The 24,846-nt window shown below is 68.6% G+C and carries 24 protein-coding genes; 14 read left to right on the top strand and 10 right to left on the bottom strand.

Annotated features, from left to right (window positions below):
• Positions 1 to 2,705: bifunctional [glutamate--ammonia ligase]-adenylyl-L-tyrosine phosphorylase/[glutamate--ammonia-ligase] adenylyltransferase (glnE, locus tag BST28156_RS30480; RefSeq protein WP_174904162.1), on the top strand; the 2,705-nt coding region annotated here is incomplete at its 5' end.
• Positions 2,706 to 2,745: 40 nt separating this feature from the next.
• Here the strand turns inward: glnE and recN are convergent.
• Positions 2,746 to 4,395 (bottom strand): DNA repair protein RecN, encoded by a 1,650-nt coding sequence (gene recN / locus BST28156_RS30485; protein WP_174904163.1) that lies wholly within the window; start codon positions 4,393 to 4,395, stop codon positions 2,746 to 2,748.
• A 19-nt stretch (positions 4,396 to 4,414) separates the two neighbouring features.
• Positions 4,415 to 5,317 (bottom strand): NAD kinase, encoded by a 903-nt coding sequence (locus BST28156_RS30490; RefSeq protein WP_040126688.1) that lies wholly within the window; start codon positions 5,315 to 5,317, stop codon positions 4,415 to 4,417.
• A gap of 131 nt (positions 5,318 to 5,448) precedes the next feature.
• On the opposite strand from BST28156_RS30490, the gene hrcA reads away from it, so the two are divergent.
• The 3 genes from hrcA to BST28156_RS30505 all read left to right on the top strand — a co-directional run bounded on the left by hrcA (position 5,449) and on the right by BST28156_RS30505 (position 8,087).
• The gene (gene hrcA, locus BST28156_RS30495; protein ID WP_009693593.1) at positions 5,449 to 6,465 is read left to right on the top strand and encodes a heat-inducible transcriptional repressor HrcA; all 1,017 of its coding nucleotides are present in this window, start codon (positions 5,449 to 5,451) and stop codon (positions 6,463 to 6,465) included.
• Positions 6,466 to 6,615: 150 nt separating this feature from the next.
• The gene (gene hemH, locus BST28156_RS30500) at positions 6,616 to 7,680 is read left to right on the top strand and encodes a ferrochelatase (RefSeq protein WP_174904164.1); all 1,065 of its coding nucleotides are present in this window, start codon (positions 6,616 to 6,618) and stop codon (positions 7,678 to 7,680) included.
• A complete protein-coding gene (locus tag BST28156_RS30505; RefSeq protein WP_009693595.1) occupies positions 7,680 to 8,087 on the top strand; it encodes an RNA-binding S4 domain-containing protein in 408 nt (135 codons plus the stop codon). The genes hemH and BST28156_RS30505 overlap by 1 nt, the downstream gene beginning before the upstream one ends.
• On the opposite strand, the gene BST28156_RS30510 is transcribed toward BST28156_RS30505, so the two are convergent.
• Positions 8,059 to 8,220: a hypothetical protein gene (locus BST28156_RS30510; protein ID WP_009693596.1), complete on the bottom strand. Its 162-nt coding sequence runs from the start codon at positions 8,218 to 8,220 to the stop codon at positions 8,059 to 8,061. The genes BST28156_RS30505 and BST28156_RS30510 overlap by 29 nt on opposite strands.
• Before the next feature lie 352 nt (positions 8,221 to 8,572).
• Here BST28156_RS30510 and grpE point away from each other — a divergent pair, with 352 nt between their 5' ends.
• The 5 genes from grpE (at position 8,573) to BST28156_RS30535 (ending at position 14,966) form a co-directional block, all read left to right on the top strand.
• Positions 8,573 to 9,118, top strand: a complete 546-nt coding sequence (gene grpE, locus BST28156_RS30515; RefSeq protein WP_174904165.1) for a nucleotide exchange factor GrpE — start codon at positions 8,573 to 8,575, stop codon at positions 9,116 to 9,118.
• A gap of 10 nt (positions 9,119 to 9,128) precedes the next feature.
• Positions 9,129 to 9,572: a thioredoxin family protein gene (locus BST28156_RS30520; RefSeq protein WP_174904166.1), complete on the top strand. Its 444-nt coding sequence runs from the start codon at positions 9,129 to 9,131 to the stop codon at positions 9,570 to 9,572.
• Positions 9,573 to 9,718: 146 nt separating this feature from the next.
• Positions 9,719 to 11,665 carry a molecular chaperone DnaK gene (gene dnaK, locus BST28156_RS30525; RefSeq protein ID WP_009693601.1) on the top strand — a complete coding sequence of 649 codons (1,947 nt, stop codon included), beginning with the start codon at positions 9,719 to 9,721 and terminating at the stop codon, positions 11,663 to 11,665.
• 276 nt (positions 11,666 to 11,941) lie between these two features.
• On the top strand, positions 11,942 to 13,075 hold the full coding sequence (gene dnaJ / locus BST28156_RS30530) for a molecular chaperone DnaJ (RefSeq protein WP_009693602.1): 1,134 nt from the start codon (positions 11,942 to 11,944) through the stop codon (positions 13,073 to 13,075).
• Between the two features lie 4 nt (positions 13,076 to 13,079).
• Complete coding sequence (locus BST28156_RS30535; protein ID WP_174904167.1) at positions 13,080 to 14,966, top strand: chorismate-binding protein; 1,887 nt, start codon at positions 13,080 to 13,082, stop codon at positions 14,964 to 14,966.
• A 104-nt stretch (positions 14,967 to 15,070) separates the two neighbouring features.
• Here the strand turns inward: BST28156_RS30535 and panB are convergent, their stop codons facing one another.
• From panB to hda, 6 genes are read right to left on the bottom strand one after another with little or no spacing between them, the layout of a single operon-like run.
• On the bottom strand, positions 15,071 to 15,886 hold the full coding sequence (gene panB, locus BST28156_RS30540; protein WP_009690782.1) for a 3-methyl-2-oxobutanoate hydroxymethyltransferase: 816 nt from the start codon (positions 15,884 to 15,886) through the stop codon (positions 15,071 to 15,073).
• 47 nt (positions 15,887 to 15,933) lie between these two features.
• Positions 15,934 to 16,620, bottom strand: a complete 687-nt coding sequence (locus tag BST28156_RS30545; protein ID WP_009690783.1) for a deoxynucleoside kinase — start codon at positions 16,618 to 16,620, stop codon at positions 15,934 to 15,936.
• Positions 16,617 to 17,159: a 2-amino-4-hydroxy-6-hydroxymethyldihydropteridine diphosphokinase gene (gene folK / locus BST28156_RS30550; protein ID WP_040126693.1), complete on the bottom strand. Its 543-nt coding sequence runs from the start codon at positions 17,157 to 17,159 to the stop codon at positions 16,617 to 16,619. The genes BST28156_RS30545 and folK overlap by 4 nt, the downstream gene beginning before the upstream one ends.
• A gap of 35 nt (positions 17,160 to 17,194) precedes the next feature.
• A complete protein-coding gene (pcnB, locus tag BST28156_RS30555) occupies positions 17,195 to 18,730 on the bottom strand; it encodes a polynucleotide adenylyltransferase PcnB (RefSeq protein WP_174904168.1) in 1,536 nt (511 codons plus the stop codon).
• 5 nt (positions 18,731 to 18,735) lie between these two features.
• Entirely contained in the window at positions 18,736 to 19,413 is a 678-nt protein-coding gene (locus BST28156_RS30560) for a histidinol-phosphatase (RefSeq protein WP_060245028.1), read from the bottom strand.
• A gap of 11 nt (positions 19,414 to 19,424) precedes the next feature.
• On the bottom strand, positions 19,425 to 20,159 hold the full coding sequence (gene hda / locus BST28156_RS30565; protein ID WP_009690788.1) for a DnaA regulatory inactivator Hda: 735 nt from the start codon (positions 20,157 to 20,159) through the stop codon (positions 19,425 to 19,427).
• A 238-nt stretch (positions 20,160 to 20,397) separates the two neighbouring features.
• Between hda and purM the strand changes: the two genes are divergently transcribed.
• Positions 20,398 to 21,453, top strand: coding sequence for a phosphoribosylformylglycinamidine cyclo-ligase (gene purM / locus BST28156_RS30570; RefSeq protein WP_059513079.1), 1,056 nt, complete (start codon positions 20,398 to 20,400; stop codon positions 21,451 to 21,453).
• Positions 21,454 to 21,554: 101 nt separating this feature from the next.
• Positions 21,555 to 21,950, top strand: coding sequence for a YybH family protein (locus tag BST28156_RS30575; RefSeq protein ID WP_174904169.1), 396 nt, complete (start codon positions 21,555 to 21,557; stop codon positions 21,948 to 21,950).
• A 96-nt stretch (positions 21,951 to 22,046) separates the two neighbouring features.
• Here the strand turns inward: BST28156_RS30575 and tet are convergent, their stop codons facing one another.
• Positions 22,047 to 23,240, bottom strand: a complete 1,194-nt coding sequence (gene tet, locus BST28156_RS30580; RefSeq protein WP_174904170.1) for a Tet(A)/Tet(B)/Tet(C) family tetracycline efflux MFS transporter — start codon at positions 23,238 to 23,240, stop codon at positions 22,047 to 22,049.
• Between the two features lie 63 nt (positions 23,241 to 23,303).
• Here tet and tetR point away from each other — a divergent pair, with 63 nt between their 5' ends.
• The 3 genes from tetR (at position 23,304) to BST28156_RS30595 (ending at position 24,823) form a co-directional block, all read left to right on the top strand.
• Entirely contained in the window at positions 23,304 to 23,930 is a 627-nt protein-coding gene (gene tetR / locus BST28156_RS30585; RefSeq protein ID WP_174904171.1) for a tetracycline resistance transcriptional repressor TetR, read from the top strand.
• Positions 23,931 to 24,164: 234 nt separating this feature from the next.
• The gene (locus BST28156_RS30590; RefSeq protein ID WP_059482327.1) at positions 24,165 to 24,467 is read left to right on the top strand and encodes a hypothetical protein; all 303 of its coding nucleotides are present in this window, start codon (positions 24,165 to 24,167) and stop codon (positions 24,465 to 24,467) included.
• Positions 24,464 to 24,823 (top strand): hypothetical protein, encoded by a 360-nt coding sequence (locus BST28156_RS30595; protein ID WP_174904172.1) that lies wholly within the window; start codon positions 24,464 to 24,466, stop codon positions 24,821 to 24,823. Before BST28156_RS30590 ends, BST28156_RS30595 begins: the two co-directional genes overlap by 4 nt.
• Positions 24,824 to 24,846 lie beyond the last annotated feature (23 nt).

Below are 24,846 nucleotides of genomic sequence, written 5' to 3' on the forward strand. Positions count from 1 at the left end.
CCGCCGCGCCGCTCGCGCGCGCGCAGCAGGACGCGCGCCTCACCGAGCTGCTCGGCACGTCCGCCGGCGCGGCCGCGCCGTCCGAGGACCAGCTGAAGCGCGCGCTCCGGCAGCTGCGCGCGGAGGTGTTCGGCGCGGTCGCCGAGCGCGACCTGCGCGGTCTGGCGGACGTCGCCGAGGTGACGGGCGCGATGACCGATCTCGCCGAGGTGGCCGTGCAGCGCTCGCTCGCGCTGCTGTCGGCCGAACTCGAGGCGCTGTACGGCGAGCCGCGCGGCGCGGACGGCCAGCGCGTGGTGCTCGGCGTGGTCGGGATGGGCAAGCTCGGCGGCCGCGAGCTGAACGTGTCGTCCGACATCGACCTGATCTTCGTCTACGAGGACGATGGCGAGACGACCGGCGGCGCGCGCTCGCCGCTGTCCACGCAGGAATACTTCACGCGCCTCGGGCGCCGGCTGATCGGCGTGCTGTCCGAGGTCACGGCCGACGGCTACGTGTTTCGCGTCGACATGCGGCTGCGCCCGAACGGCGATTCCGGGCCGCTCGTCTGCAGCCTCGGGATGCTCGAGGAATATTTCTATGTGCAGGGGCGCGAGTGGGAGCGCTATGCGTGGATCAAGGGCCGGCTCGTGTCGGAAGGCGCGAGCGACGCGGCGCAGCGGCTCGAGGCGCAGCTCGAGTCGATCGTGAAGCCGTTCGTCTACCGTCGCTATCTCGATTTCGGCGTGATCGGCGCGATCCGCTCGCTGCACCAGCAGATTCGCCAGGAAGCCGCGCGCCGCGCGTCGATGCGGCCGGACAAGGCCGACGACATCAAGCTCGGGCGCGGCGGGATTCGCGAGATCGAATTCAGCGCGCAGGTGTTTCAGCTGATTCGCGGCGGCCAGGACGCCGGCTTCCGCGTGCGGCCGACGCTCGCGGTGCTGGGCCATGCGCAGGCGCGCGGGCTGATCGGCGACGACGTGCGGGCGCGGCTGGCCGACGCGTACAACTTCCTGCGCACGCTCGAACACCGGCTGCAGTACCGCAACGACGCGCAGACGCACGCGATGCCGGTCGAGCTCGACGAGCGCGCGGCGCTGGCCGCGTCGCTCGGCTTTGCCGACTATGCGGCGCTGATGACGGTGCTCGACGGCCACCGGAGCTTCGTCGAGGCGCAGTTCGACCAGATCTTCGCGGACAAGGTGAACGGCAACGGCACCTGCGGCGCCGGCGAGGACACGGCGGCCGCGTGGATCTGGAGCGGCGCGCTCGCCGACGACGGCGAGGACGACGCGCTGCTGGCGCGCCTCGACGGGCTCGGCTTTGCCGATCCGGCAGCGGTGCTCGCGCGGCTGCGCGCGATCTGGCAGTCGTCGCGCTATGCGGGGCTGCCCGAAAAAAGCCGCCAGCGCTTCGACAGCGTCGCGCAGCGCGCGCTGGAGGCCGCGCCGAAAATCGACGCCGCGCGCCGCGACGACACGGTCGTGCGGCTGTTCGACCTGCTCGAGACGGTCAGCCGGCGCGGCGTCTACCTGGCGCTGCTGACCGAATACCCGGCCGCGCTCGACCGCGTGCTGTCGGTGCTCGGCGCGACGCGCTGGGGCGGCGGCTACCTGATCCGCCATCCGCAGCTGCTCGACGAACTGCTCGACGACGAGGCGATCGCGAGCCCGTTCGACTGGCCCGCGTTCAAGGCTGCGCTGCGCGCGCGCCTCGCGGCGGCCGACGGCCCCGAGCAGCAGATGGACCTGCTGCGGCACGCGCAGCACGCGGAGGTGTTCCGCATCCTGCTGATCGACCTGGCGGGGCAGCTGTCGGTCGAGCACGTGAGCGACCGCCTGTCCGAACTGGCCGACGCGGTGCTCGACGTGACGATCGAAGTCGTCTGGTCGCAGCTCGCGAAGCGCCACCGCGACGTGCCGAAGTTCGCGGTGATCGCGTACGGCAAGCTCGGCGGCAAGGAACTCGGCTACGCGTCGGATCTCGACCTGATCTTTTTGTACGACGATCCGGACGAGCGCTCGGCCGACGTCTACACGACCTTCACGCGCCGGCTCATCACGTGGCTGACGACCGCGACCGGCGCCGGCGCGCTGTTCGACATCGACCTGCGGCTGCGGCCGAACGGCGAGGCCGGGCTGCTCGTCACCGATCTCGACGCGTTCCGCCGCTACCAGCTGCGCGAAGGCGACGCGGCGAATACCGCGTGGGTCTGGGAGCACCAGGCGCTGACGCGCGCGCGCTACAGCGCGGGCGACGCGCAGATCGGCGCGGACTTCGAGGCGATCCGGCACCAGGTGCTGACGACGCCGCGCGACGGCGCCGTACTCGCGAAGGAGATCGTCGACATGCGCGGCAAGGTGTTCGCGGGGCACCCGAACCACACCGAGCTGTTCGACCTGAAGCATGATCGCGGCGGGATGGTCGACATCGAGTTCATCGTCCAGTACTGGGTGCTGCTGCATGCGTCGAGCGATGCCGAGCTGATCCGCAACACCGGCAATATCGCGCTGCTGCGCGAGGTCGCGCGCTTCGGGCTGATGGGCGAGGACGAGGCCGAGCGCGTCGGCGCGGCCTACCGCACGTACCGGAAGCTGCAGCACAAGCTGCGGCTCGACGGGATGGAGAAGGCGCGCGTCGATCCGGCCGTGGTCGCCGACGAGCGCGCGGCCGTGACCGCGCTGTGGACGCGCGTGTTCGGCGCGCTTGAAACGGGTGTTTGAGTCGGCCGTCTGAGCCGGGCGGAGGAGGGGCGGCCGCCGCTCAGGCCGCCAGCATTTCCTTCGCGTGCTTGCGCGTGGTGGCGGTGATTTCGAGGCCGCCGAGCATCCGCGCGACTTCCTCGATCCGGCTCGCCCTGTCGAGCGGCGAGACCGTCGACACGGTGCCGCCGTGCGCGTCCGCGCCTTTCGCGACCTGGAAGTGATGGTCGCCGCGCGCGGCGACCTGCGGCAGGTGCGTCACGCACAGCACCTGGCGGTCGCGTCCGAGCTGGTGCAGCAGGCGGCCGACCACCTCGGCGACGCCGCCGCCGATGCCGGTGTCCACTTCGTCGAAGATCAGCGTCGGCGTCGGGCTCGCGGCGCTCGCGATCACCGCGAGTGCGAGGCTGATCCGCGCGAGTTCGCCGCCCGATGCGACCTTCGCGAGCGGCCGCAGCGGCACGCCGGCATGCCCGGCGACGCGGAATTCGACCTGTTCGAGCCCGTGCGGGCCGCCGTCGGCGAGCGGCACGAGCGCGACTTCGAAGCTGCCGCCGGCCATCGACAGTTCCTGCATGCCGGCCGTCACCGCGGTGCCGAGCGCCCTGGCCGCCTGCGCGCGCGCCTTCGACAGGCGCTTCGCGTCGGCCAGATACGCTTCCCGCGCCTTGGCCTGGGCGGCCTCGAGCGCGCCGAGATCGGCCGCCGCGTCGAGCGCGGCGAGCTGCGCGCGGCGTGCCGCGTGTTCCTCGTGCAGCGTGTCGGGCGGCAGCCGGAACTTGCGGGCGGTCGAATGCAGCGCATCGACGCGTCGTTCGACCTGCGCGAGCCGCTCGGGATCGAGATCGAGGCGCTGCGCGTAGTGCGACAGCGAATAGACCGCTTCCTGCAGCTGGATCTCAGCCGGTTCGAGCGACGCGAGCGCGTCGCCGAGCGCGGCGTCGTAGTCGGCGAGGCTGCGCAGCTTCGACACGATCGCGCCGAGCTGCGCGAGCATCGCGTCGTCGGACTCCGACAACGCGTTCAGCGCACCGCGCACGCCTTCGATCAGGTTCGCCGAATGCGACAGGCGCTTGTGCTCGCCGTTGATTTCGTCCCATTCGCCCGGCTGCGGCGCGAGCTTGTCGAGCTCGGCCAGCTGCCACGCGAGCTTTTCGCGTTCGAGCTGGAGTTCGCGCTCGTGCGCCTTCGCCGAGTCGATCGCCTGGGTTGCGTCGCGCCATACGCGCCACGCGCGCGCGACGTTCGCCGCGTCGGCGACGAGCCCCGCATGCGTGTCGAACAGCTCGCGCTGCGCATCGGGCCGCATCAGCAACTGGTGCGCGTGCTGGCCGTGGATGTCGACCAGCATCTCGCCGAGCTCGCGCAGCTGCGCGAGCGTTGCGCTGGTGCCGTTGACGAACGCGCGCGAACGGCCGTTCGCGTCGATCACGCGGCGCAGCATCACGGTGTCCTCGGTGTCGAACGCATGCTCGTCGAGCCAGCGCGCGACGCGGTCGTGCTGCGTGAATTCGGCGGTGATGTCGGCGCGGCTGCAGCCGGTGCGCACGACGCTCGCGTCGGCGCGTTCGCCGAGCGCGAGCGCCAGCGCGTCGATCAGGATCGATTTGCCGGCGCCGGTTTCGCCGGAAAAGACGGTAAAGCCGCTGTCGAATTCGAGATCGAGCGCGGCGACGATGACGAAGTCGCGGATCGAGAGGTGGCGGAGCATGGTGTCGGGCGGGACGGCGTCAGGACGCCTTGTCGTCTTCGTTCGAGGCGTGTTCGTTCCAGTGCAGCTTCTTGCGCAGCGTCGTGTAGTAGCTGTAGCCGATCGGGTGCAGGAACGGCACCGTGTGCTTCGAGCGGCGCACCTCGATCGTGTCGTTCAGTTCGAGCGACGTAAACGACTGCATGTCGAAGTTCACGTTGACGTCGCGGCCGCCGACGATCTGGATCGCGATCTTCGAATCGTCCGGCAGCACGATCGGCCGGTTCGACAGCGCGTGCGGCGCGATCGGCACCAGCACGATGCCCTGCAGCTGCGGATGCAGGATCGGCCCGGCCGACGACAGCGCGTACGCGGTCGAACCCGTCGGCGTGGCGACGATCAGGCCGTCCGAGCGCTGGTTGTACATGTACCGGCCGTCGACCGACGCGCGCAGCTCGACCATCCCGGAGAAGCCGCTGCGGTTCACGACGACGTCGTTGAACGCCAGCGCGTGGTAGATCGGTTCGCCGTCGCGCACGATCCGCGCCTCGAGCAGCGAGCGCTCCTCGCGCTCGAACTTGCCCGACAGCATCACCGGCACGAGCGCCTGCATGTCGGCCGCCGCGATGTCGGTGATGAAGCCCAGCCGCCCGTGGTTGATGCCGATCAGCGGCGTCCGGTACGGCGCGAGCTGGCGGCCGATGCCGAGCATCGTGCCGTCGCCGCCCAGCACGACCGCCACGTCGGCGCGCGCGCCGATCTCGGCCGGCGTGAGCGCCGGGTAGCCGGCGATGCCGATCTCGCGCGCGGTGTCGGCCTCGAAGACGACCTCGAAGCCCAGCTTCGCGACGCACGCGGCCAGGGTGGCGAGCGGCTCGGCGATGCCGGGCGTGTTGCTGCGGCCGACGAGCGCGACGGTGTTGAACTGATTACCGGTTTTCATGCCGGCATTACACCATAGCTCGTTGACGAAAAGAACCGGTCCTGCCCCGACGGGGCCGGATCGGGCCGGACCGCGTGGCAGCGGCCGCGGCCACTCGCCGCGGTCGCGCGGTTGCGCTAAAATTTTCCACCATGCTAGATCCTCGCGCACGAACCCTCCTGAAAACCCTGATCGAACGGTATATCGCCGACGGTCAGCCGGTCGGATCGCGCACGTTGTCCCGTTACTCCGGGCTCGAGCTGAGCCCGGCGACGATCCGCAACGTGATGTCCGACCTGGAGGAGCTCGGCCTCGTGTCGAGCCCGCACACGTCGGCCGGCCGCGTGCCGACGCCGCGCGGCTACCGCCTGTTCGTCGACACGATGCTGACGGTCGAAGGCGACGCCGACGCGGTCGCGCGGCAGGTGCAGACCCTGCTGCAGGCCGGCGAGCCGCAGCAGAAGGTGGTCGCGGCCGCGGCGAGCGTGCTGTCGAACCTGTCGCAGTTCGCCGGCGTCGTGCTGACGCCGCGCCGCAGCCACGTGTTCAAGCAGATCGAGTTCATGCGCCTGTCGGACAAGCGCATCCTGCTGATCATCGTGACGCCCGAGGGCGACGTGCAGAACCGGATGCTGGCGACGCCGCGCGACTACTCGCCGTCGCAGCTCACCGAGGCGTCCAACTACATCAACGCGCATTTCGCCGGCCTGTCGTTCGACGAGGTGCGCCGCCGCCTGCGCGACGAGATCGACCAGCTGCGCGGCGACATGACCGCGCTGATGCACGCGGCCGTGACGGCCAGCACCGAGGTGCCCGACACCGAGGACACCGTGCTCATTTCCGGCGAGCGCAACCTGCTCGAAGTGGCGGATCTTTCGTCCGACATGGCGCGGCTGCGCAAGCTGTTCGACGTGTTCGACCAAAAGACGGGCCTCCTGCAACTGCTCGACGTGTCGAGCCACGCCCAGGGCGTGCAGATCTTCATCGGCGGCGAATCGACGCTCGTGCCGATCGAGGAGATGAGCGTCGTCACCGCGCCTTACGAGGTGAACGGGAAGATCGTCGGCACGCTCGGCGTGATCGGCCCGACCCGCATGGCGTACAACCGCGTGATCCCGATCGTCGACATCACCGCGCGCCTGCTGTCGCTGACGCTGAGCCAGCAATAGCCGCCGCCGCGGCCGACTCCACCCTCGTGCCGCCATCGTGCCGCGACGCCGTGCGCGCCGCCACTCGGCCGAACGGCCGGCCGACCGGCGCGAAGCGTGCCGCTATAATTGAAAGCCGTCCGGTTTCGTGCCCCGAGCACGTTCTTGCCCATGCGTTTCGATCTTGAGCCGCCTTCGAGCGTCGCGGCCGCCCACCGCATCGGCGTGCTGCTGATCAACCTCGGCACGCCCGACGCGCCGACGCCGCGCGCGGTGCGGCGCTATCTGGCCGAATTCCTGTCCGATCCCCGCGTCGTCGAAATTCCGCAGGCCGTCTGGCAGGTGCTGCTGCGCACGCTGATCCTGCCGCTGCGCGGCCGCGCGTCCGCGAAGAAATACGCGGCCGTGTGGCTGCCCGAGGGCTCGCCGCTGCGCGTGTACACCGAGCGCCAGACCGACGGCGTGCGGCATCTGCTCGCATCGAACGGTTATCACGTGCTGGTCGACCATGCGATGCGCTACGGCAGCCCGAGCATTGCGCAGGCGCTCGCGCAGTTCAAGCGCGCGGGCGTCGAGCGCGTGCTGCTGATGCCGATGTACCCGCAATACTCGGCCTCGACCACGGCGACGGCGTTCGACGCCGCGTTCGCCGCGCTCGCGCGCATGCGCAACCAGCCGGAAGTGCGCACGGTGCGCCACTACGCCGACCATCCGGCCTATATTCACGCGCTCGCCGAGCAGGTGCGCCAGTACTGGGCGCAGCACGGCCGGCCCGATTTCGCGGCCGGCGACAAGCTCGTGCTGAGCTTCCACGGCGTGCCGAAGCGCACGCTCGACCTCGGCGATCCGTATCACGACCAGTGCCAGCAGACCGGCGCGCTGCTCACGGCCGCGCTCGGGCTGTCGACGATCGAGTGCCGCGTGACGTTCCAGTCGCGCTTCGGCAAGGCCGAATGGCTGCAGCCGTACACCGCGCCGACGCTGCGCGAACTCGGCGAGGCCGGCGTGCGGCGCGCCGACGTGTTCTGTCCCGGTTTTACCGCCGATTGTCTGGAGACGATCGAGGAGATCGGGATGGAAGTGCGCGACGAGTTCATCGCGGGCGGCGGCAAGACCTTCCACCGGATTCCGTGCCTGAACGCCGCGCCGGCGTGGATCGGCGCGCTCGGCGAGATCGTTGCCGAAAATCTGCAGGGCTGGCCCGTGCGGGCCGCGCAACCCGAAACGGTGAGCTGATGAATTACAGGATTTCCACGGAACCGGGCGCGAAACTGCGCATCGACAAGTGGCTGTGGGCCGCGCGCTTCTTCAAGACGCGCTCGCTCGCGTCCGACGCGGTCGACAAGGGGCATGTGAAGATCGGCGGCGCGGCGGTCAAGCCGTCCAAGGACGTGCGCGTCGGCGACGAGGTCGAGATTGCGATCGACGGCCTCGTCTGGCACATTGCCGTGCTCGGCATTTGCGACGTGCGCGGGCCGGCGGCCATCGCGCAGACGCTTTACGAGGAAACCGAGGCAGGGCGGGCGGCGCGGCTCGCCGAACTGGAGCGGCGCCGCACCTATCGCGAGCCGGCGGCCGAGCTGCACGGCCGGCCGACCAAGCGCGATCGCCGGATCATCGACAGATTTTCTGGTGGGAGCTGAACGCGTGGTCGAACGTCGCCAGCGCACCGCCGTATTCGGTCGTACGGTCGGTCACGGCTCCCGACAGGCAAATGGTGGTGGTGCCGGCAATGAGTACCAGCGCGACCACCGAGATCGCAAAGGTCAGTTTCACGGTACTCCCCCTCGACAAGAAGGGTGAAAACGGCGCCAGGTGGATGTCAGGCGGCGGTCAGCTAGGGTAAACGCCCTTTCCGCACGCATGAATCGAGTGTAGTGCAGCGGCCTGTGCGGGGCTAGTCCCTGCCAGGTAAGCGTTGTTACAGGCCGTTTCCTCCGATTTGACCGCCTATGCGCACAATGCACCGGCGATGCGCCGGTTGTTTCCCGGTATTGCCGAATGGCGGCGAATCTCCCTCTTGAAACCGGGGTTTTCGCCCTTATCTGCACCACCAATGTGCGGTGCCGCCGGTATACGGTCCGGCGGTTGCCGATTTGGCTTCAACCTCTAATCGACTTTCAGCGACATGGAAAACACGCAAGAGAACCCGGCATCCCAATCGGCCGAAGACACCGGCAGCGAGACGCAGGCGACGCAAGGCGCGGCTCCCGCCGCCGAAGCAGCCGACGCGGCGCTGGCCGAGGCTCAAGCCAAGGTCGCCGAGCTCCAGGAAAGCTTCCTGCGGGCGAAGGCCGAAACCGAGAACGTTCGCCGCCGCGCGCAGGACGACGTCGCGAAGGCTCACAAGTTTGCGATCGAAAGCTTCGCCGAGCACCTGCTGCCGGTGCTGGACAGCCTCGAGGCGGCCGTCGGCGACACCTCGGGCGACATCACGAAGGTGCGCGAAGGCGTCGAGCTGACGCTGCGCCAGCTGACGAGCGCGCTCGAAAAGGGCCGCGTCGTCGCGATCAACCCGGTCGGCGAGAAGTTCGATCCGCACCAGCACCAGGCGATTTCGATGGTGCCGGCCGAACAGGAGCCGAACACCGTCGTCACGGTGCTGCAAAAGGGCTATATGATCGCCGACCGCGTGCTGCGTCCGGCGCTCGTCACGGTCGCGCAGCCGAAGTAAGGCCGCCGCGATGCTGCCCGCCGGCGTCGATCCGGCCGCGTTCGACGCGTTCGACATGCAGGCGCTGTCCGCCGACACGTTCGACGCGGGCATCGCCGGCGCGGGCGATGCGCTCGCGGTGGTGTTCTTCTGGGGCGTCGACTGCTTCAACTGCGAGATCGCGAAGAAGGCGATGCTCGCGCAGCCCGACGCGATCCGCGCGCTGGGCCTGAAGTGGTTCCACTGCAACGTGTACGAACATCAGGAGCTGGGGCGCCGCTTCGGGCTGCACGGCGTGCCGACGTGGTTCTTCTTTCACCGCGGCAGGCGGCTGGGCCGCGCGACCGGCTGGCACGGCCTCGCGCAGTTCGAGGCTGCGGTTGCGGCAGCGCGCGCGAAGATCGCGGCGGCAGCCGGGACGGCGCCTGCGGCGGGCGATCCCGCGGCGGGCGATCCCGCTTCGCACGGCGATTGAAAAAATTTAATATCCGCATCGCTTGTCGGGTCTTGAAAACGGATCGGACGGACGCATTTCGGGAACAGAGTTGAATTCGGCGCGCGAAACCGGCCAAAAAAGCGGGGTTTCGCGCAGCAAACAGGCATATCTGGAGATTAGGAAAAATGGGAAAGATCATCGGTATTGACCTCGGCACCACGAACTCGTGCGTCGCCATCATGGAAGGCAACCAGGTCAAGGTCATCGAGAACTCGGAAGGTGCGCGCACCACGCCGTCGATCATCGCGTACATGGACGACAACGAAGTGCTCGTCGGCGCGCCGGCCAAGCGTCAGTCCGTGACCAACCCGAAGAACACGCTGTTCGCGGTGAAGCGCCTGATCGGCCGCCGCTTCGAAGAGAAGGAAGTCCAGAAGGACATCGGCCTGATGCCGTACGCGATCGTCAAGGCCGACAACGGCGACGCGTGGGTCGAAGCGCATGGCGAAAAGCTCGCGCCGCCGCAGGTTTCGGCCGAAGTGCTGCGCAAGATGAAGAAGACGGCCGAAGACTACCTCGGCGAGCCGGTCACGGAAGCCGTGATCACGGTGCCGGCGTACTTCAACGACAGCCAGCGCCAGGCGACCAAGGACGCCGGCCGCATCGCGGGCCTCGAAGTCAAGCGGATCATCAACGAGCCGACCGCGGCTGCGCTCGCGTTCGGCCTCGACAAGGCCGAGAAGGGCGACCGCAAGATCGCCGTGTATGACCTCGGCGGCGGTACCTTCGACGTGTCGATCATCGAGATCGCGGACGTCGACGGCGAAATGCAGTTCGAAGTGCTGTCGACCAACGGCGACACGTTCCTCGGCGGCGAGGACTTCGACCAGCGCATCATCGACTACATCATCGGCGAGTTCAAGAAGGAGCAGGGCGTCGACCTGTCGAAAGACGTGCTCGCGCTGCAGCGCCTGAAGGAAGCGGCCGAAAAGGCGAAGATCGAGCTGTCGTCGAGCCAGCAGACCGAAATCAACCTGCCGTACATCACGGCCGACGCATCGGGCCCGAAGCACTTGAACCTGAAGATCACCCGCGCCAAGCTGGAAGCGCTGGTCGAGGACCTGGTCGAGCGCACGATCGAGCCGTGCCGCATCGCGATCAAGGACGCCGGCGTCAAGGTGTCGGACATCGACGACGTGATCCTGGTCGGCGGCCAGACCCGCATGCCGAAGGTGCAGGAGAAGGTGAAGGAGTTCTTCGGCAAGGATCCGCGCCGTGACGTGAACCCGGACGAAGCCGTCGCCGTCGGCGCGGCGATCCAGGGCCAGGTGCTGTCGGGCGACCGCAAGGACGTGCTGCTGCTCGACGTGACCCCGCTGTCGCTCGGCATCGAGACGCTCGGCGGCGTGATGACGAAGATGATCAGCAAGAACACGACGATCCCGACCAAGCACGCGCAGGTCTACTCGACCGCGGACGACAACCAGAGCGCGGTGACGATCAAGGTGTTCCAGGGCGAACGCGAAATGGCGGCCGGCAACAAGCTGCTCGGCGAGTTCAACCTCGAAGGCATCCCGCCCGCACCGCGCGGCGTGCCGCAGATCGAAGTGACCTTCGACATCGACGCGAACGGCATCCTGCACGTCGGCGCGAAGGACAAGGCGACCGGCAAGGAAAACAAGATCACGATCAAGGCCAACTCGGGTCTGTCCGAGGCGGAAATCGATCAGATGATCAAGGACGCGGAAGCGAACGCGGCGGAAGATCACAAGCTGCGTGAGCTGGCCGATTCGCGCAACCAGGGCGACGCGCTGGTCCACAGCACGAAGAAGGCGCTGACCGAGTACGGCGACAAGCTGGACGCGGGCGAGAAGGAATCGATCGAGGCAGCGATCAAGTCGCTCGAGGACGTGCTGAAGGACACCTCGGCCGACAAGGCGGCGATCGACGCGAAGGTCGAGGAGCTCGGCAAGGTCTCGCAGAAGCTCGGCGAGAAGATGTACGCCGACATGCAGGCCCAGGCGGGGGCGGCCGGCGCGGCGGGTGCAGCGGAAGGCGCGGCGCAGGGCGGCGCGCAACAGGCTGCGGACGACGTCGTCGACGCCGAGTTCAAGGAAGTGAAGAAGGACTGAGCCGGGTTGCCATGGCACCGTACGCCGCGCGCGAGCACCGCGCGCGGCGCGGCTGACAAGCGGTCTGTCTGTCCTTCCTGCCGCTGTGCGATGCGCAGCGGATGGCCGGATCGACTCCACGCCTGGCGGGCTTCGCGGCCCTCCGGGCACATTTGTTTTTTGGCGGGCGCGGCGTGGCTGTCTGCGGACGGGCGTGGCGCCAGACGAGTCGAGAGACTTTACTGCGAGCGAAAGGAGCCGCCCGCGTGCCTCAGGCGCGGACGGCAGTGAATCGATATGGCGAAACGGGATTACTACGAGGTTCTGGGCGTCGCGAAGAACGCGAGCGACGACGAAATCAAGAAGGCGTATCGCAAGCTTGCGATGAAGTATCACCCTGACCGCAATCCGGACAGCAAGGATGCGGAAGAGCATTTCAAGGAGGCGAAGGAAGCCTATGAAATGCTGTCGGACAGCCAGAAGCGGGCGGCGTACGACCAGTACGGCCACGCGGGCGTCGATCCGAACATGGGCGGTGCGGGCGCACAGGGCTTCGGCGGCTTCGCGGATGCGTTCGGCGACATCTTCGGCGACATCTTCGGCCAGGCGGCCGGCGGCGGTCGCGGCGGGCGCGGCGGCCCGCAGGTGTATCGCGGCGCGGACCTGCGCTACAGCATGGAAATCACGCTCGAGCAGGCCGCGCACGGCTACGACACGCAGATTCGCGTGCCGAGCTGGGTGTCGTGCGAGATCTGCCACGGCTCGGGCGCAAAGCCGGGCACCAAGCCCGAGACCTGCCCGACCTGTCACGGCCAGGGCACGGTGCGCATGTCGCAGGGCTTCTTCAGCATCCAGCAGACCTGCCCGAAGTGCCACGGCACCGGCACCTACATCCCGGAACCGTGCGCGCACTGCCACGGTTCGGGCAAGGTGAAGGAAACCAAGACGCTCGAGGTGAAGATCCCGGCCGGGATCGACGACGGGATGCGTATCCGCTCGGCCGGCAACGGCGAGCCGGGCATCAACGGCGGGCCGCCGGGCGACCTGTACGTCGAGATCCACATCAAGCCGCATGCGGTGTTCGAGCGCGACGGCGACGACCTGCATTGCCAGATGCCGATCCCGTTCACGACCGCCGCGCTCGGCGGCGAGATCGAGGTGCCGACGCTGGCCGGCCGCGCGACCTTCCCGGTGACGGAAGGCACGCAGTCGGGCAAGACTTTCCGCCTGCGCGGCAAGGGCATCAAGGGGCTGCGTTCGAGCATCGCGGGCGATCTGTACGTGCATGTGCAGGTCGAGACGCCCGTGAAGCTGACCGAGCACCAGCGCGACCTGCTCAAGCAGTTCGAGAAGTCGCTGGCCGAGGGCGGCGCGCGTCACAGCCCGCAGAGCAAGAGCTGGTTCGACCGTGTGAAGAGCTTCTTCGAGTAACGGCATGACTGAAGGCAGCGGGAGCGCGTCGTTCGCGCTCTTGGACGATTGCGACTCGACCGCGTCCGCGCGGTCGAGTCGTTTGTATTCGGGCTTCGTGCGCGAACGCGTGTGCACCGATCCCGGCCGCCTCGACGAAGTCGACGCGGCGCTCGCGCAGGATTTGCGCGATGGGCTGCACGCGGTGGTCGTCGGCGACTACGCATTCGGACGCAACCTGCAACGGGCGCAGCCGGGCGATGCCCCGCTGCGCTTTTTGCTGTATGCGCGCTGCGAACGGCTGTCGCGCGACGAAGTCGACGCGTGGCTCGCGCGGCAGGATGGCGGCGGCGCGCCGTCGATCGCGGGTGTCGCGCATGTGTCGAAAAGCGTCGCGCGCGACGCGTTCGACGCGGCGATCGATGCGGTGCACGACGCGCTGCGCGCGGGCGACTCGTACCAGGTCAACTACACGTACCGGCTCGATTTCGACGTGTTCGGCACGCCGCTCGCGCTGTACCGGCGGCTGCGCGCGCGCCAGCCGGTGCGCTACGGCGCGCTGATCGCGCTGCCCGATGGCGCGTGGGTCGTGTCGTGCTCGCCCGAGCTGTTCGTCGAGAAGCACGGCGACGTGCTGCGCGCGCGGCCGATGAAGGGCACCGCGCCGCGTTCGGCCGATCCCGAGCAGGATGCGGCGTCCGCCGCGTTCCTCGCGAACGATCCGAAGAACCGCGCGGAAAACGTGATGATCGTCGACCTGCTGCGCAACGACGTGTCGCGGATCGCGCGCACGGGTACGGTGACGGTGCCGGCGCTGTTCTCGGTCGAGCCGTATGCGTCGGTGTGGCAGATGACGTCGACGGTCGAGGCCGGCTGGCGCGACGGCACGACCTTCGCGGCGATGCTGCGCGCGCTGTTTCCGTGCGGTTCGATCACCGGCGCGCCGAAGCACAAGACGATGCAGCTGATCGACGCGATCGAGTCGACGCCGCGCGGGCTCTATACGGGCGCGATCGGCTGGCTCGATGCGCCGTCGGACGCTCAAGCGGCAGGGTGCGGCGATTTCTGCCTGTCGGTGGCGATTCGCACGCTGACGCTGGAGGCGGCGCAGGCCGAAGCGGAAGCCGGCGCGCCCGCCCCGTCAACCGCATCGGCCGGCCGGCGGCGCGGCACGATGGGCGTCGGCGCGGGCATCGTGCTCGACAGCGTCGCCGCCGACGAATACGCGGAGTGCGAATTGAAGGCACGATTCCTGACCGATGCCGATCCCGGCTTCCAGTTGTTCGAAACGACCTGCGCGACGCGCGCGGACGGGATTCGATATCTCGACCGCCATCTGGCGCGGCTGCAGCGCAGCGCCGACGCATTCGGCTTCCGTTTCGACGCCGATGCGCTGCGCCGCGCGATCGACGCGCGCTGCGCGGCGCTCGACGGCGACGGCGCGTACCGGATGAAGCTCGCGCTGGCGAAGGACGGCGCGGTCGAGATCGTCGCCGCGCCGCTCAAGCCGCTGCCGGCCGGGCCGGTCGGCGTGCTGCTCGCGCCGGCGCACGGCTTCGCGCCGACCCGCGCCGACGATGCGCTGCTGCTGCACAAGACGACGCGGCGCGCCGACTACGATCGCGCGTGGCAGGCGGCCGAGGCGCTCGGCTGCTTCGACATGCTGTTCGTCAACGAACGCGGCGAGCTGACGGAGGGCGGCCGCTCGAACCTGTTCGTGAAGCTCGACGGGCAGTGGGTGACGCCGCCGCTTGCGTGCGGCGTGCTGCCGGGCGTGATGCGCGGCGTGCTGCTCGACGATCCGGCGTTCGGCGCGATCGAGCGTGTCGTGACGCGCGACGATCTGGCGCGTGCGCAGGCGCTGTTGCTGACCAATGCGCTGCGCGGCGCGCTCGACGCGGTGTTGAAGTAACCGCCGGCGAGTGCGCATCGACAAAAAAGCGCGGCGCCCCGCAAAGGGCGCCGCGCTTTTTTTCGTCGTGCGCCGGCGCATGAACCGCCGACGCGCAGCGGCAATCAGAACGCGTGTTCCGGCCCGGGGAACGAACCGTCCTTCACCGCGCGCACATACGCTTCGACCGCAGCCTGGATGCTCGGCTGGCCCTGCATGAAATCCTTCACGAAACGCGGCCGCTTGCCGGGGAAGATCCCGAGCATGTCGTGCAGCACGAGCACCTGCCCGGAGCAGTCCGCACCCGCGCCGATGCCGATCGTCGGGATCTTCAGCATGTGCGTGACTTCGGACGCGACGAGCGTCGGCACCGCTTCGAGCACGACGAGCTGCGCGCCCGCGTCCTCGACCGCGCGCGCATCGCGCAGCAGCTGCGCGGCGCCGGCCTCGGTCTTGCCCTGCACCTTGAAGCCGCCGAACGCATGCACCGACTGCGGCGTGAGGCCGATGTGCGCACACACCGGCACCGAGCGCTCGACCAGGAAGCGGATCGTGTCGGCGAGCCATTCGCCGCCTTCGAGCTTGACCATCTGCGCGCCGGCGCGCATCAGCGCGACCGCGTTCGCGAACGCTTCGGCCGGCGTGCCGTACGTGCCGAACGGCAGGTCGGCGACGACGAGCGCACGCGGCTGCGCGCGCGCGACGCAGGCGGTGTGATACGCGATGTCGTCGAGCGAGACCGGCAGCGTGGTCGTGTGGCCCTGCAGCACGTTGCCGAGCGAATCGCCGATCAGCAGCACGTCGGTGCCCGCGCGATCGAGCAGGGCAGAGAAGCTCGCGTCGTAGCAGGTGAGCATCGCGATCTTCTCGCCGGCGTCGCGCATCGCCTGCAGCTTCGGCACCGTCACGGCAGGCCGGCTCGATTCCTGGAGGTAGGTCATGGGGGAAATCCGGGTCGATGGGTGAAAACGACGGGCGAGGCGACGCTTCAGCGCGTCGTCTCGCCCTTGACGAAGAATTCCTTGCGGCCGCGCATCGTCTCGATGCGCTCGACCAGCAACGCGAAATCCTCGGGAGAGTCCTGCGGATTCAGGTGTTCCGCGGCGACCGTCAGCACCGGCGTGCGGTCGTAGTGGTAGAAGAATTCGTTGTACGCGTCGACGAGCGAGCGCAGGTACGCGTCGCTGATCTGCAGCTCCATCGGCAGCCCGCGCTTCTGGATGCGCGAGAACAGCACTTCCGGGCTCGCCTGCAGGTAGACGACGAGATCGGGCACCGGCGCGCGCGGCACGTCGAGGTGCGTCGCGATCGAGCGATACAGCTGCCACTCGTCTTCCGGCAGGTTCAGCCGCGCGAAGATGTCGTTCTTCTGCGGCATGAAATCGGCGACGACCGGGCGGCCCGTGTCGAGCGCGCCGATCAGCTCGCCGGCCTGCTGCGCGCGCTGCAGCGCGAACGACAGTTGCGTGGGCAACGCATAGCGCGCGGTGTCGCGATAGAAGCGTTCGAGGAACGGGTTGTCCTGCGGGCGTTCGAGCAGCGTCTGCATCGACCAGCGCTCGGCGAGCAGTCGCGCGAGCGTCGTCTTGCCGACGCCGATCGGGCCCTCGATCACCAGATAGCGATGCGGGGCGCGCAGGTCGGGCGCGGTGACGGTCAGCGGGGTGGGGTTCATCGGCAGCGGTTCTTGTCGGTGCCGTCGCCGGCGGCGAGCGCCTTCTGCATCAGGCACTGGCAGGTCTGCACCTTTTCGACGCGCTGATCGGCGACGGCGGCGAGGAACGCGTCGGCGCGGCCGCGCGCGGGGATGTCGAGCGTCGGCTCGATCTCGACGAGCGGGACGAGCGCGAACGCGCGGTCGGTCAGGCGCGGGTGCGGGACGATCAGGTCCGGCTCGTCGATCGCATCGGCGCCGAACAGCAGGATGTCGAGGTCGAGCGTGCGCGGCGCATTGCGATACGGGCGCTCGCGTCCGAAGTGATGTTCGATCTTCTGGCAGAGCGCGAGCAGCTCGCGGGCCGACAGCGTCGTGTCGAGCTTGACGACACAGTTGTAGAAGTCGTCGCCGCCCGCTTCGAACGGCGCCGTGCGATACAGGCTCGATTTGCCGAGGATCGAGATGGTGCGCTGCTGCGCGAGGCACACCACCGCGTCCTTCAGGGTCTGGCGCGCATCGCCGAGATTCGCCCCCAGTCCGATATATGCAACCGTCATGGCATCACTTCCTACGTCGTTCGCCGGCGCGCGCGTCAGTCGTCGGAACCGTTCGAGGCTTCCGGCGCGTGCTCAGCGCCGCCTTCGGCCGGTTTGCGGTTCCGCGCACCGCCGCGGCGGCGCCGCTTGCGGGGCGATTTTTCCTTCGAGCCGCCCTGCGTGAGCAATGCTTCGCGAGCGGCCGCGTCGCCTTCGATGAAATCCGTCCACCACTGTCCGACGTCCTGTTCCAGTTCGCCGGATTCGCAGCGTAACAGGAGGAAATCATACCCCGCTCTAAATCTTTGGTGTTCCAGCAGCCTCAGCGCACTGCGGCCCGAGCGTTTTTCGAGGCGCAGCTGCAGGCCCCAGATCTCGCGCATGTCGGCCGAGTAGCGCTTGTGGATCGCGAGCTTCTCGGTCTGCATGTCGAGCACGTCGTCCATCGCGCGATGCAGCGCGGGCACCGGGAACTCGCCTTCGGCCGTGTACTGCTCGAAGCGCTGGCGCATGTCGTGCCACAGCAGCGTCGCGAACAGGAAGCCCGGCGACACGGGCTTGCCCGCGCGCACGCGCGCATCGGTGTTGTTCAGCGCGAGCGTGATGAACTTCTCGCCCTGCGGCTGTTCGAGCACGACGTCGAGCAGCGGCAGCAGCCCGTGATGCAGCCCTTCCTTGCGCAGCCGCTGCAGGCACGCGAGCGCGTGGCCCGACAGCAGCAGCTTCAGCATCTCGTCGAACAGGCGCGCGGCCGGCACGTTGTTGATCAGGTCGGCGAGCGCGTGGATCGGCTCGCGCGTGTGCGGCTCGATCTCGAAGCCGAGCTTCGCCGCGAAGCGCACGACGCGCAGCATCCGCACCGGATCCTCGCGATAGCGCGTGGCCGGATCGCCGATCATCCGCAGCAGGCGCGCGCGCACGTCGGCCATGCCGTCGTGATAGTCGAGCACCGTCTGCGTCGACGGGTCGTAGTACATCGCATTGATCGTGAAGTCGCGGCGCGCGGCGTCTTCGTGCTGTTCGCCCCAGACGTTGTCGCGCAGCACGCGGCCGCTGGCGTCGACCGCGTGCGTGCGGCGGTCCAGTTCGTCGCGCTTCAGGCGCTTCGGCGGCTCGGCGGCGGCCGCTTCCGGCGGCGCGTCGACCAGCGCGCGGAACGTCGACACCTCGATCAGCTCCTGGCCGAACTGCACGTGGACGATCTGGAAGCGGCGGCCGATCAGGCGCGCGCGGCGGAACAGGCGCTGCACCTCGGTGGGCGTCGCGTCGGTCGCGACGTCGAAGTCCTTCGGCGCGATGCCGAGCAGCAGGTCGCGCACCGCGCCGCCGACGATGAACGCGCGGAAGCCCGCCTGCTGCAGCGTGTCGGTCACGCGTACCGCGTTGCGCGAGATCAGGGACGGGTCGATGCCGTGCACGCTGGCCGGCACGACGGTCGGCTCGTGGTTGCTGCGCGGCTTCCTTGCGCCGCCGCCGCGGCTCCCCTTGGCGGGGCGCGGGGCGGAGGCCGCTTCGACGGCCGGAGCCGCTGCGGGAGACGTTTGCGCGGCGTCGTCCTGGCCGAGCAGCTTGCGGATGAATTTCTTGATCACGACGTTCAGAAAAGATCGAGGATGCGCCAGCCGCGGTCGCGGGCATGCGCGCGCAGCGTGTCGTCGGGGTTGGTCGCGATCGGGTCGGTGACTTTCTCGAGCAACGGGATGTCGTTGTGCGAATCGCTGTAGAAGTAGCTGCGCGCGAAGTCGTCCCAGTGCTTGCCGAGCGAGGCGAGCCAGGCCTCGGTGCGCACGATCTTGCCTTCGCGATAGCTCGGCGTGCCGGTCGGCCGGCCCGTGTACGGCGAATCGGGATGGCCGTCGGTCGTCTCGACCTCGCACGCGATCAGCGTCTCGACGCCGAACGCGGACGCGATCGGCCGCGTGATGAATTCGTTGGTCGCGGTGACGATGCAGCACAGGTCGCCCGCGTCGAGGTGCGCGCGCACGAGTTCGAGCGCGGCGGGCGTCATCGCCGGGCGGATCACCTCGTGCATGTACTGCTCGTGCCATTGCGCGAGCTGCTCGCGCGAATACTTCGCGAGCGGCGTGAGCATGGCCGTCAGGTACGCGTGGATGTCGAGCTTGCCGGCCTTGTAGTCGGCGAAGAACTGGTCGTTCTGACGCGAGAAGCTTTCCGCGTCGACGATGCCGAGCTTCACCATGAAGCGGCCCCATTCGTGGTCGCTATCGGTCGGGATCAGCGTGTGATCGAGGTCAAAGAGTGCCAGATTAGTCATGGAAGCGCATTTTACTCGAAGCGGTTCGGGCCCGTGGGCGGCGGCGCGATGTCGTCGCCCGGACGGGCCAGCATCCGGCGCAGCAGCGGCAGCGTGACGGCGCGCTTCTGCTCGAGCGAGAAGCGGTCGAGCGCGTCGAGCAGCGCCATCAGGCTCGGCATGTCGCGCCGGAAATGGGTGAGCAGGTAGGCCGCGATGTCGTCGGTGAGCGCGATGCCGCGCTCCTTCGCCGCGAGCTTCAGCACGTCGATCTTGCCGGCGTCGGACGGCGGCGACAGATGGAACACGAGCCCCCAGCCGAGGCGCGTGCGCAGATCCTCGCGCACGTCGAGCGCGAGCGGCGCCGCGGGGCCCGCCGCGACGAACGCGCTCGACGGGTGCGCGCGGACTTCGTTGAACAGGTTGAACAGCGCGACCTGCTGCGTGTCGCTCATGCGGTCGCAGTCGTCGATCGCGTAGATGCCGATGCGCGGGTCGAACGTGAACGCGCCGAGCGGGCTTTGCGGAGTCAGGTAGCGCGCATAGCCGTACGACGCGTCGCTGACGAGCGCCTGCAGCAGATGGCTGCGGCCGCTGCCGGGTTCGCCCCAGATATAGAACGACCGGTCCGGCACGGGGCCGGCCGCGAGCGCGAGGTCGAGCTTCTGCAGCCGCGTGACGAGCTCGCCGTTCTCGCCCGTGATGAAGTTATCGAACGTCGCGGGCGGCGGCGTGCCGAGATCGAGCGTCAGTTGACGGGTCACCATGCGAGTCGATTGAAAAAACGCGTGCCGGGTGCCGGGCACGCACCGGGGAACGCAGTGCGGATGGCGGCACGCGCGGTCGCACGCACGGCGGCGCGGCGCGTGGAGCGCGGCTCGCCGGGCGATGAAAACGGGGACGTGTTGGCCAAGATGCGATCCCTGACGATTCGATGCGGGGAATTCCGGCCAGCGGGCCGGCTTCGGGTAAAATCGCATTTTACCGACCTTCTCGCATTCCCCCATGAATCCTCCGAAATCCGCTCCCGACGCTCAGGGTCTGTCCTACCGCGACGCAGGCGTCGACATCGATGCCGGCGACGCGCTCATCGACAAGATCAAGCCTTTTGCGAAGAAAACCCTGCGCGACGGCGTGCTCGGCGGCATCGGCGGGTTCGGCGCGCTGTTCGAAGTGCCGAAGAAGTACAAGGAGCCGGTGCTCGTGTCGGGCACCGACGGCGTCGGCACCAAGCTCAAGCTCGCGTTTCATCTGAACAAACACGACACGGTCGGCCAGGATCTCGTCGCGATGAGCGTGAACGACATCCTCGTGCAGGGCGCCGAGCCGCTGTTCTTCCTCGACTACTTCGCATGCGGCAAGCTCGACGTCGACACGGCCGCGACCGTCGTCAAGGGCATCGCGCACGGCTGCGAGCTGTCGGGCTGCGCGCTGATCGGCGGCGAGACGGCCGAAATGCCGGGCATGTACCCGGACGGCGAATACGACCTGGCCGGCTTCGCAGTCGGCGCGGTCGAGAAGAGCAAGATCATCGACGGCAGCACGATCGCCGCAGGCGACGTGGTGCTCGGCCTTGCATCGAGCGGCATCCACTCGAACGGCTTCTCGCTCGTGCGCAAGATCATCGAGCGCGCGAATCCGGACCTGTCGGCCGACTTCCATGGCCGCTCGCTCGCCGACGCGCTGATGGCGCCGACCCGCATCTACGTGAAGCCGCTGCTCGCGCTGATGCAGAAGATCGCGGTGAAGGGCATGGCACACATCACCGGCGGCGGTCTCGTCGAGAACATTCCGCGCGTGCTGCGCGAAGGCCTGACGGCCGAGCTGGACCAGAACGCATGGCCGCTGCCGCCGCTGTTCAAGTGGCTGCAGGAGCACGGCGGCGTCGCCGATGCGGAAATGCACCGCGTGTTCAACTGCGGGATCGGGATGGCGGTGATCGTCTCGGCGGCGGATGCCGACGCAGCGGTCGCCGACCTGACGGCCGCCGGCGAACAGGTGTGGAAGATCGGCACCGTGCGTGCGAGCCGCGAAGGCGAGGCGCAGACGGTCGTGGTCTGACGCGCCGCTCGCTGCAGATGCGGTATCAGGAAGCCGCCCGGAGTCGATCCGGGCGGCTTTTTTTTCGGGCGCCGCCGTGGCGCCGCTGACGGAGGACGACGATGAGCGAAGACGAACGCGCAATCCGCGAACTGGTGGAAAACTGGTTCGTGTCGAGCCGGCGCGGCGATCTGGCGACCGTGCTCGACCTGATCGCCGACGATGCGATCTTCATGGTGGCGGGCAGGCCGCCGTTCGACAAGTCGGCGTTCGCGGCGGCGTCGCGCGATGCGAACGCCGTCGGCGGCGATGCGCCGAAGATCGACGGCCGCTACCGGATCGACGAGCTGCGCGTGCTCGGCGACTGGGCGTACATGCGCAATTTCATCGAGATCGAGGCGACGCCGCCGGGCGGCGACACGGTGCGTCGCTCGGGGCATACGCTGACGATCTTTCGCAAGGCCGACGGGCGCTGGCAGCTCGTGCGCGATGCGAATCTGGTGACGCTGGTGCAGTGAGCCGCGTGCGTTGGCGAGATCGAGCGGCGGTGGCGGATCGTTGCGTGAGCGCAGGCGGATGATCGACGCGCACGAGCGCGCGCTATCGATCGCTGCTCAGGCGGAACGGCCTGCCGCGCCCGCCGCGCGCGTGCCGGCCAGCAACGGCGGCACGCACAGGTAAAGCAGCGCGGCCGCGGCCCACACGAAGCCCGGCCAGATGCCGCGCGTCGCCGCGTAGGTGGCCGTGACGAGCAGCGGCCCCGCGACACCGATCAGGCTCGCGACGCTCGCGAGCATGCCCTGCAGCTCGCCCTGGCGCGCATCGTCGACCTGACGCGCGAGCATCGCCTGCAGCGCCGGCAGCGTCATCCCGCCTGCCGCGAAAAACGGCAGCAGCGCGAACGGCATCCATGCGGCCGTCGCGAATGCGATCGCGACGAGGCCGAGCGCGTCGCCCGCGAGGCCCAGCGCGAGCGCGCGACGTTCGCCGAGGCGCGCGATCAGCGGCCCGATCGCGAACGCCTGGGCGACTGTATGGCACGCGCCGTAGCCGGCGAGCGACAGCCCGGCCACCAGCGTCGACCAGCCGAAGCGCTCCTGGCCGTACAGGATCCACAGCGTCGCGGGCGCCTGCGACACCAGCGCGACGATCACGTAGATGCCGACCAGCGGTACGAGCGCGCGGCCGCCGCTCAGCCGCCGCAGGCTCGCGAACGGGTTGAGGCCGGCGCCGGGGCGCTTGTCGTGCGCGGACGGCGGACGCGACTCCGGCAGCACGCGCCAGACCAGCGCGAGATTCAATGCGTTGAGCAGCGCGGCCGCCGCAAACGGCGCACGCAGATCCCACGCGCCGACCACACCGCCGATCAGCGGTCCCGCAATGAAGCCGATGCCCATCATGGCGCCCAGCTGGCCGAAGCGCCGGGCGCGATCGGGCTCGGCCGTCACGTCGGTCACGTATGCGGTCGCGACCGCGGCGTTCGCGCCGGTGACGCCCGCAATCAGCCGGCCTGCGTAAAACCACGCGAGCGTCGGCGCGCACGCCATCAGCAGATAGTCGAGCGCAGCGCCCGCCAGCGACGCGACCAGCACCGGACGGCGGCCGAAGCGGTCGCTCAGTGCGCCGAGCAGCGGCGCGCACAGGAACTGCGCGAACGCGTACAGCGCCAGCAGCATCCCGTAATGGGCATCGGTGTTGCCCGTGCCGGCGAGCGAGCGCAGCAGCCCCGGCAGGATCGGCATCACGATCCCGACGCCGATCGCGTCGAGCAGCACCGTCGTCAGGATGGCAATCAGGGAAGGGTTCAAGGCGATGCCTCTATCGGTGATAGAGTGAGGATTATTCCATAACTTTCCCTATCGGTGATAGAGATGAAGGATGCAGGCGCGCGACTGACGCGCGACACGGTATTGCGGGCAGCGCTCGAATTGCTGAACGAGGCGGGGATCGATGCGCTGTCGACGCGACGGCTGGCGGAGCGGCTGGGCGTGCAGTCGCCGACGCTGTACTGGCATTTCCGGAACAAGGGCGAACTGCTCGAAGCGATGGCCGAGGCGATCATGCTCGAGCGTCACGATGCGTCGATGCCGAAACCGGGCGACGCGTGGGACACATGGCTGGTTGCGAATGCATGCAGTTTTCGCGACGCGCTGCTTGCTTATCGCGACGGCGCGCGACTGCACGCCGGCACGCGGCCGCGCGACCTGCATTTCGCCTCGATCGAGCGCAAGCTCGCGCTGCTGTGCGATGCGGGATTCACGCCCGACGAAGCGGTCGACCTGATGTACGGGATCGGCCGCTTCGTGGTCGGGTGGGTGCTGGAGGAACAGGCCGAGCCGGACGACGATGCCGACGCGCCGGTGCCGGATGCAGCTGAGTATCCGTTGCTCGCGCAGGGCTGGACGGCGCTGCGCGAGCGGGGGCGCGACGATGCGTTCGCGCGGGGGATTGCGTTCATGGTCGAGGGGGCGCGGGCGCGCCTGGCGGGACGCGCGTGAAGCGGCACGCCGTGCATTCCTATGCCGTACGGCCAGTCCCGATCTCCAGGTCAATTCCGAGATGCCGGCGCGGCTAAACTGGTCGCGAAGTCTCGCTTCCCGATCGGCGCATGTCGAACGCAGCGTCCTTCGCGCGGCAGGTCGAGCACATCGCCGGCTCGCCGCGAGGGAGGCGGAAGCGGGGCGAAGGTTCACGAAACTTCGACCGCAACCCGCTCACCGAAGGAGTCGAACATGGCCAAGGCCGAACCTCGCTCACGTCGCAAGGCGCGCCCGCCGTGCGATCCGGGCACCGTATTCCAGATGGTCCTTCGCAGCACGCCGGACCGGCCCAAAAAAGGCTGGCCGTACCTGCCCTGGATGCACGTGGTCGATGCGCATTTGAAGCTGTTCGGATTCGAGCCGGGCGATCGCGTCTTCCTCGAGATCAATCACGTCACGCGGCAAATCAATATCTCGCCCGACTACAGCGCGCTCGCGCAGCGGGAGCAGCCGTATCATCGGCACGGCGAGCAGGAACAGAAAGGCGAACCATGACGAGCCCGATTCGATTCCGCGTTCGACCGGTATTTCACGGCAGCGATCTTCTGGTCGAGGTGCTTGACGACCATCGCGCGGCGGATTTTCCGGACGTTGCAGCGATCCTGCAGGACGCGCTGCATGCTGTCCGCGTTCCGCATCCGGACGGCCTCGACGACCCGACGGTCGCCTTGTCCCAGGGCCGCTATTTCAGCTATTGGACGTATGACCGGGGGCGCTATGAAATCGACGACGATATCTGGGCGCTGTTCGTCACCGCGTCGACCGACAACGCGTCCGTCGTCGCCGACATCGAGCGGGCGCTCGTGTCGACCGGGAAGTTCGCCAAGGAAGACGTGGACGCGTCCGCGTGAGTCGAGGCGATCCGGGGCTGCCC

Source organism: Burkholderia pseudomultivorans (assembly GCF_902499075.1).
In the GTDB taxonomy this organism is placed as follows: domain Bacteria; phylum Pseudomonadota; class Gammaproteobacteria; order Burkholderiales; family Burkholderiaceae; genus Burkholderia; species Burkholderia pseudomultivorans.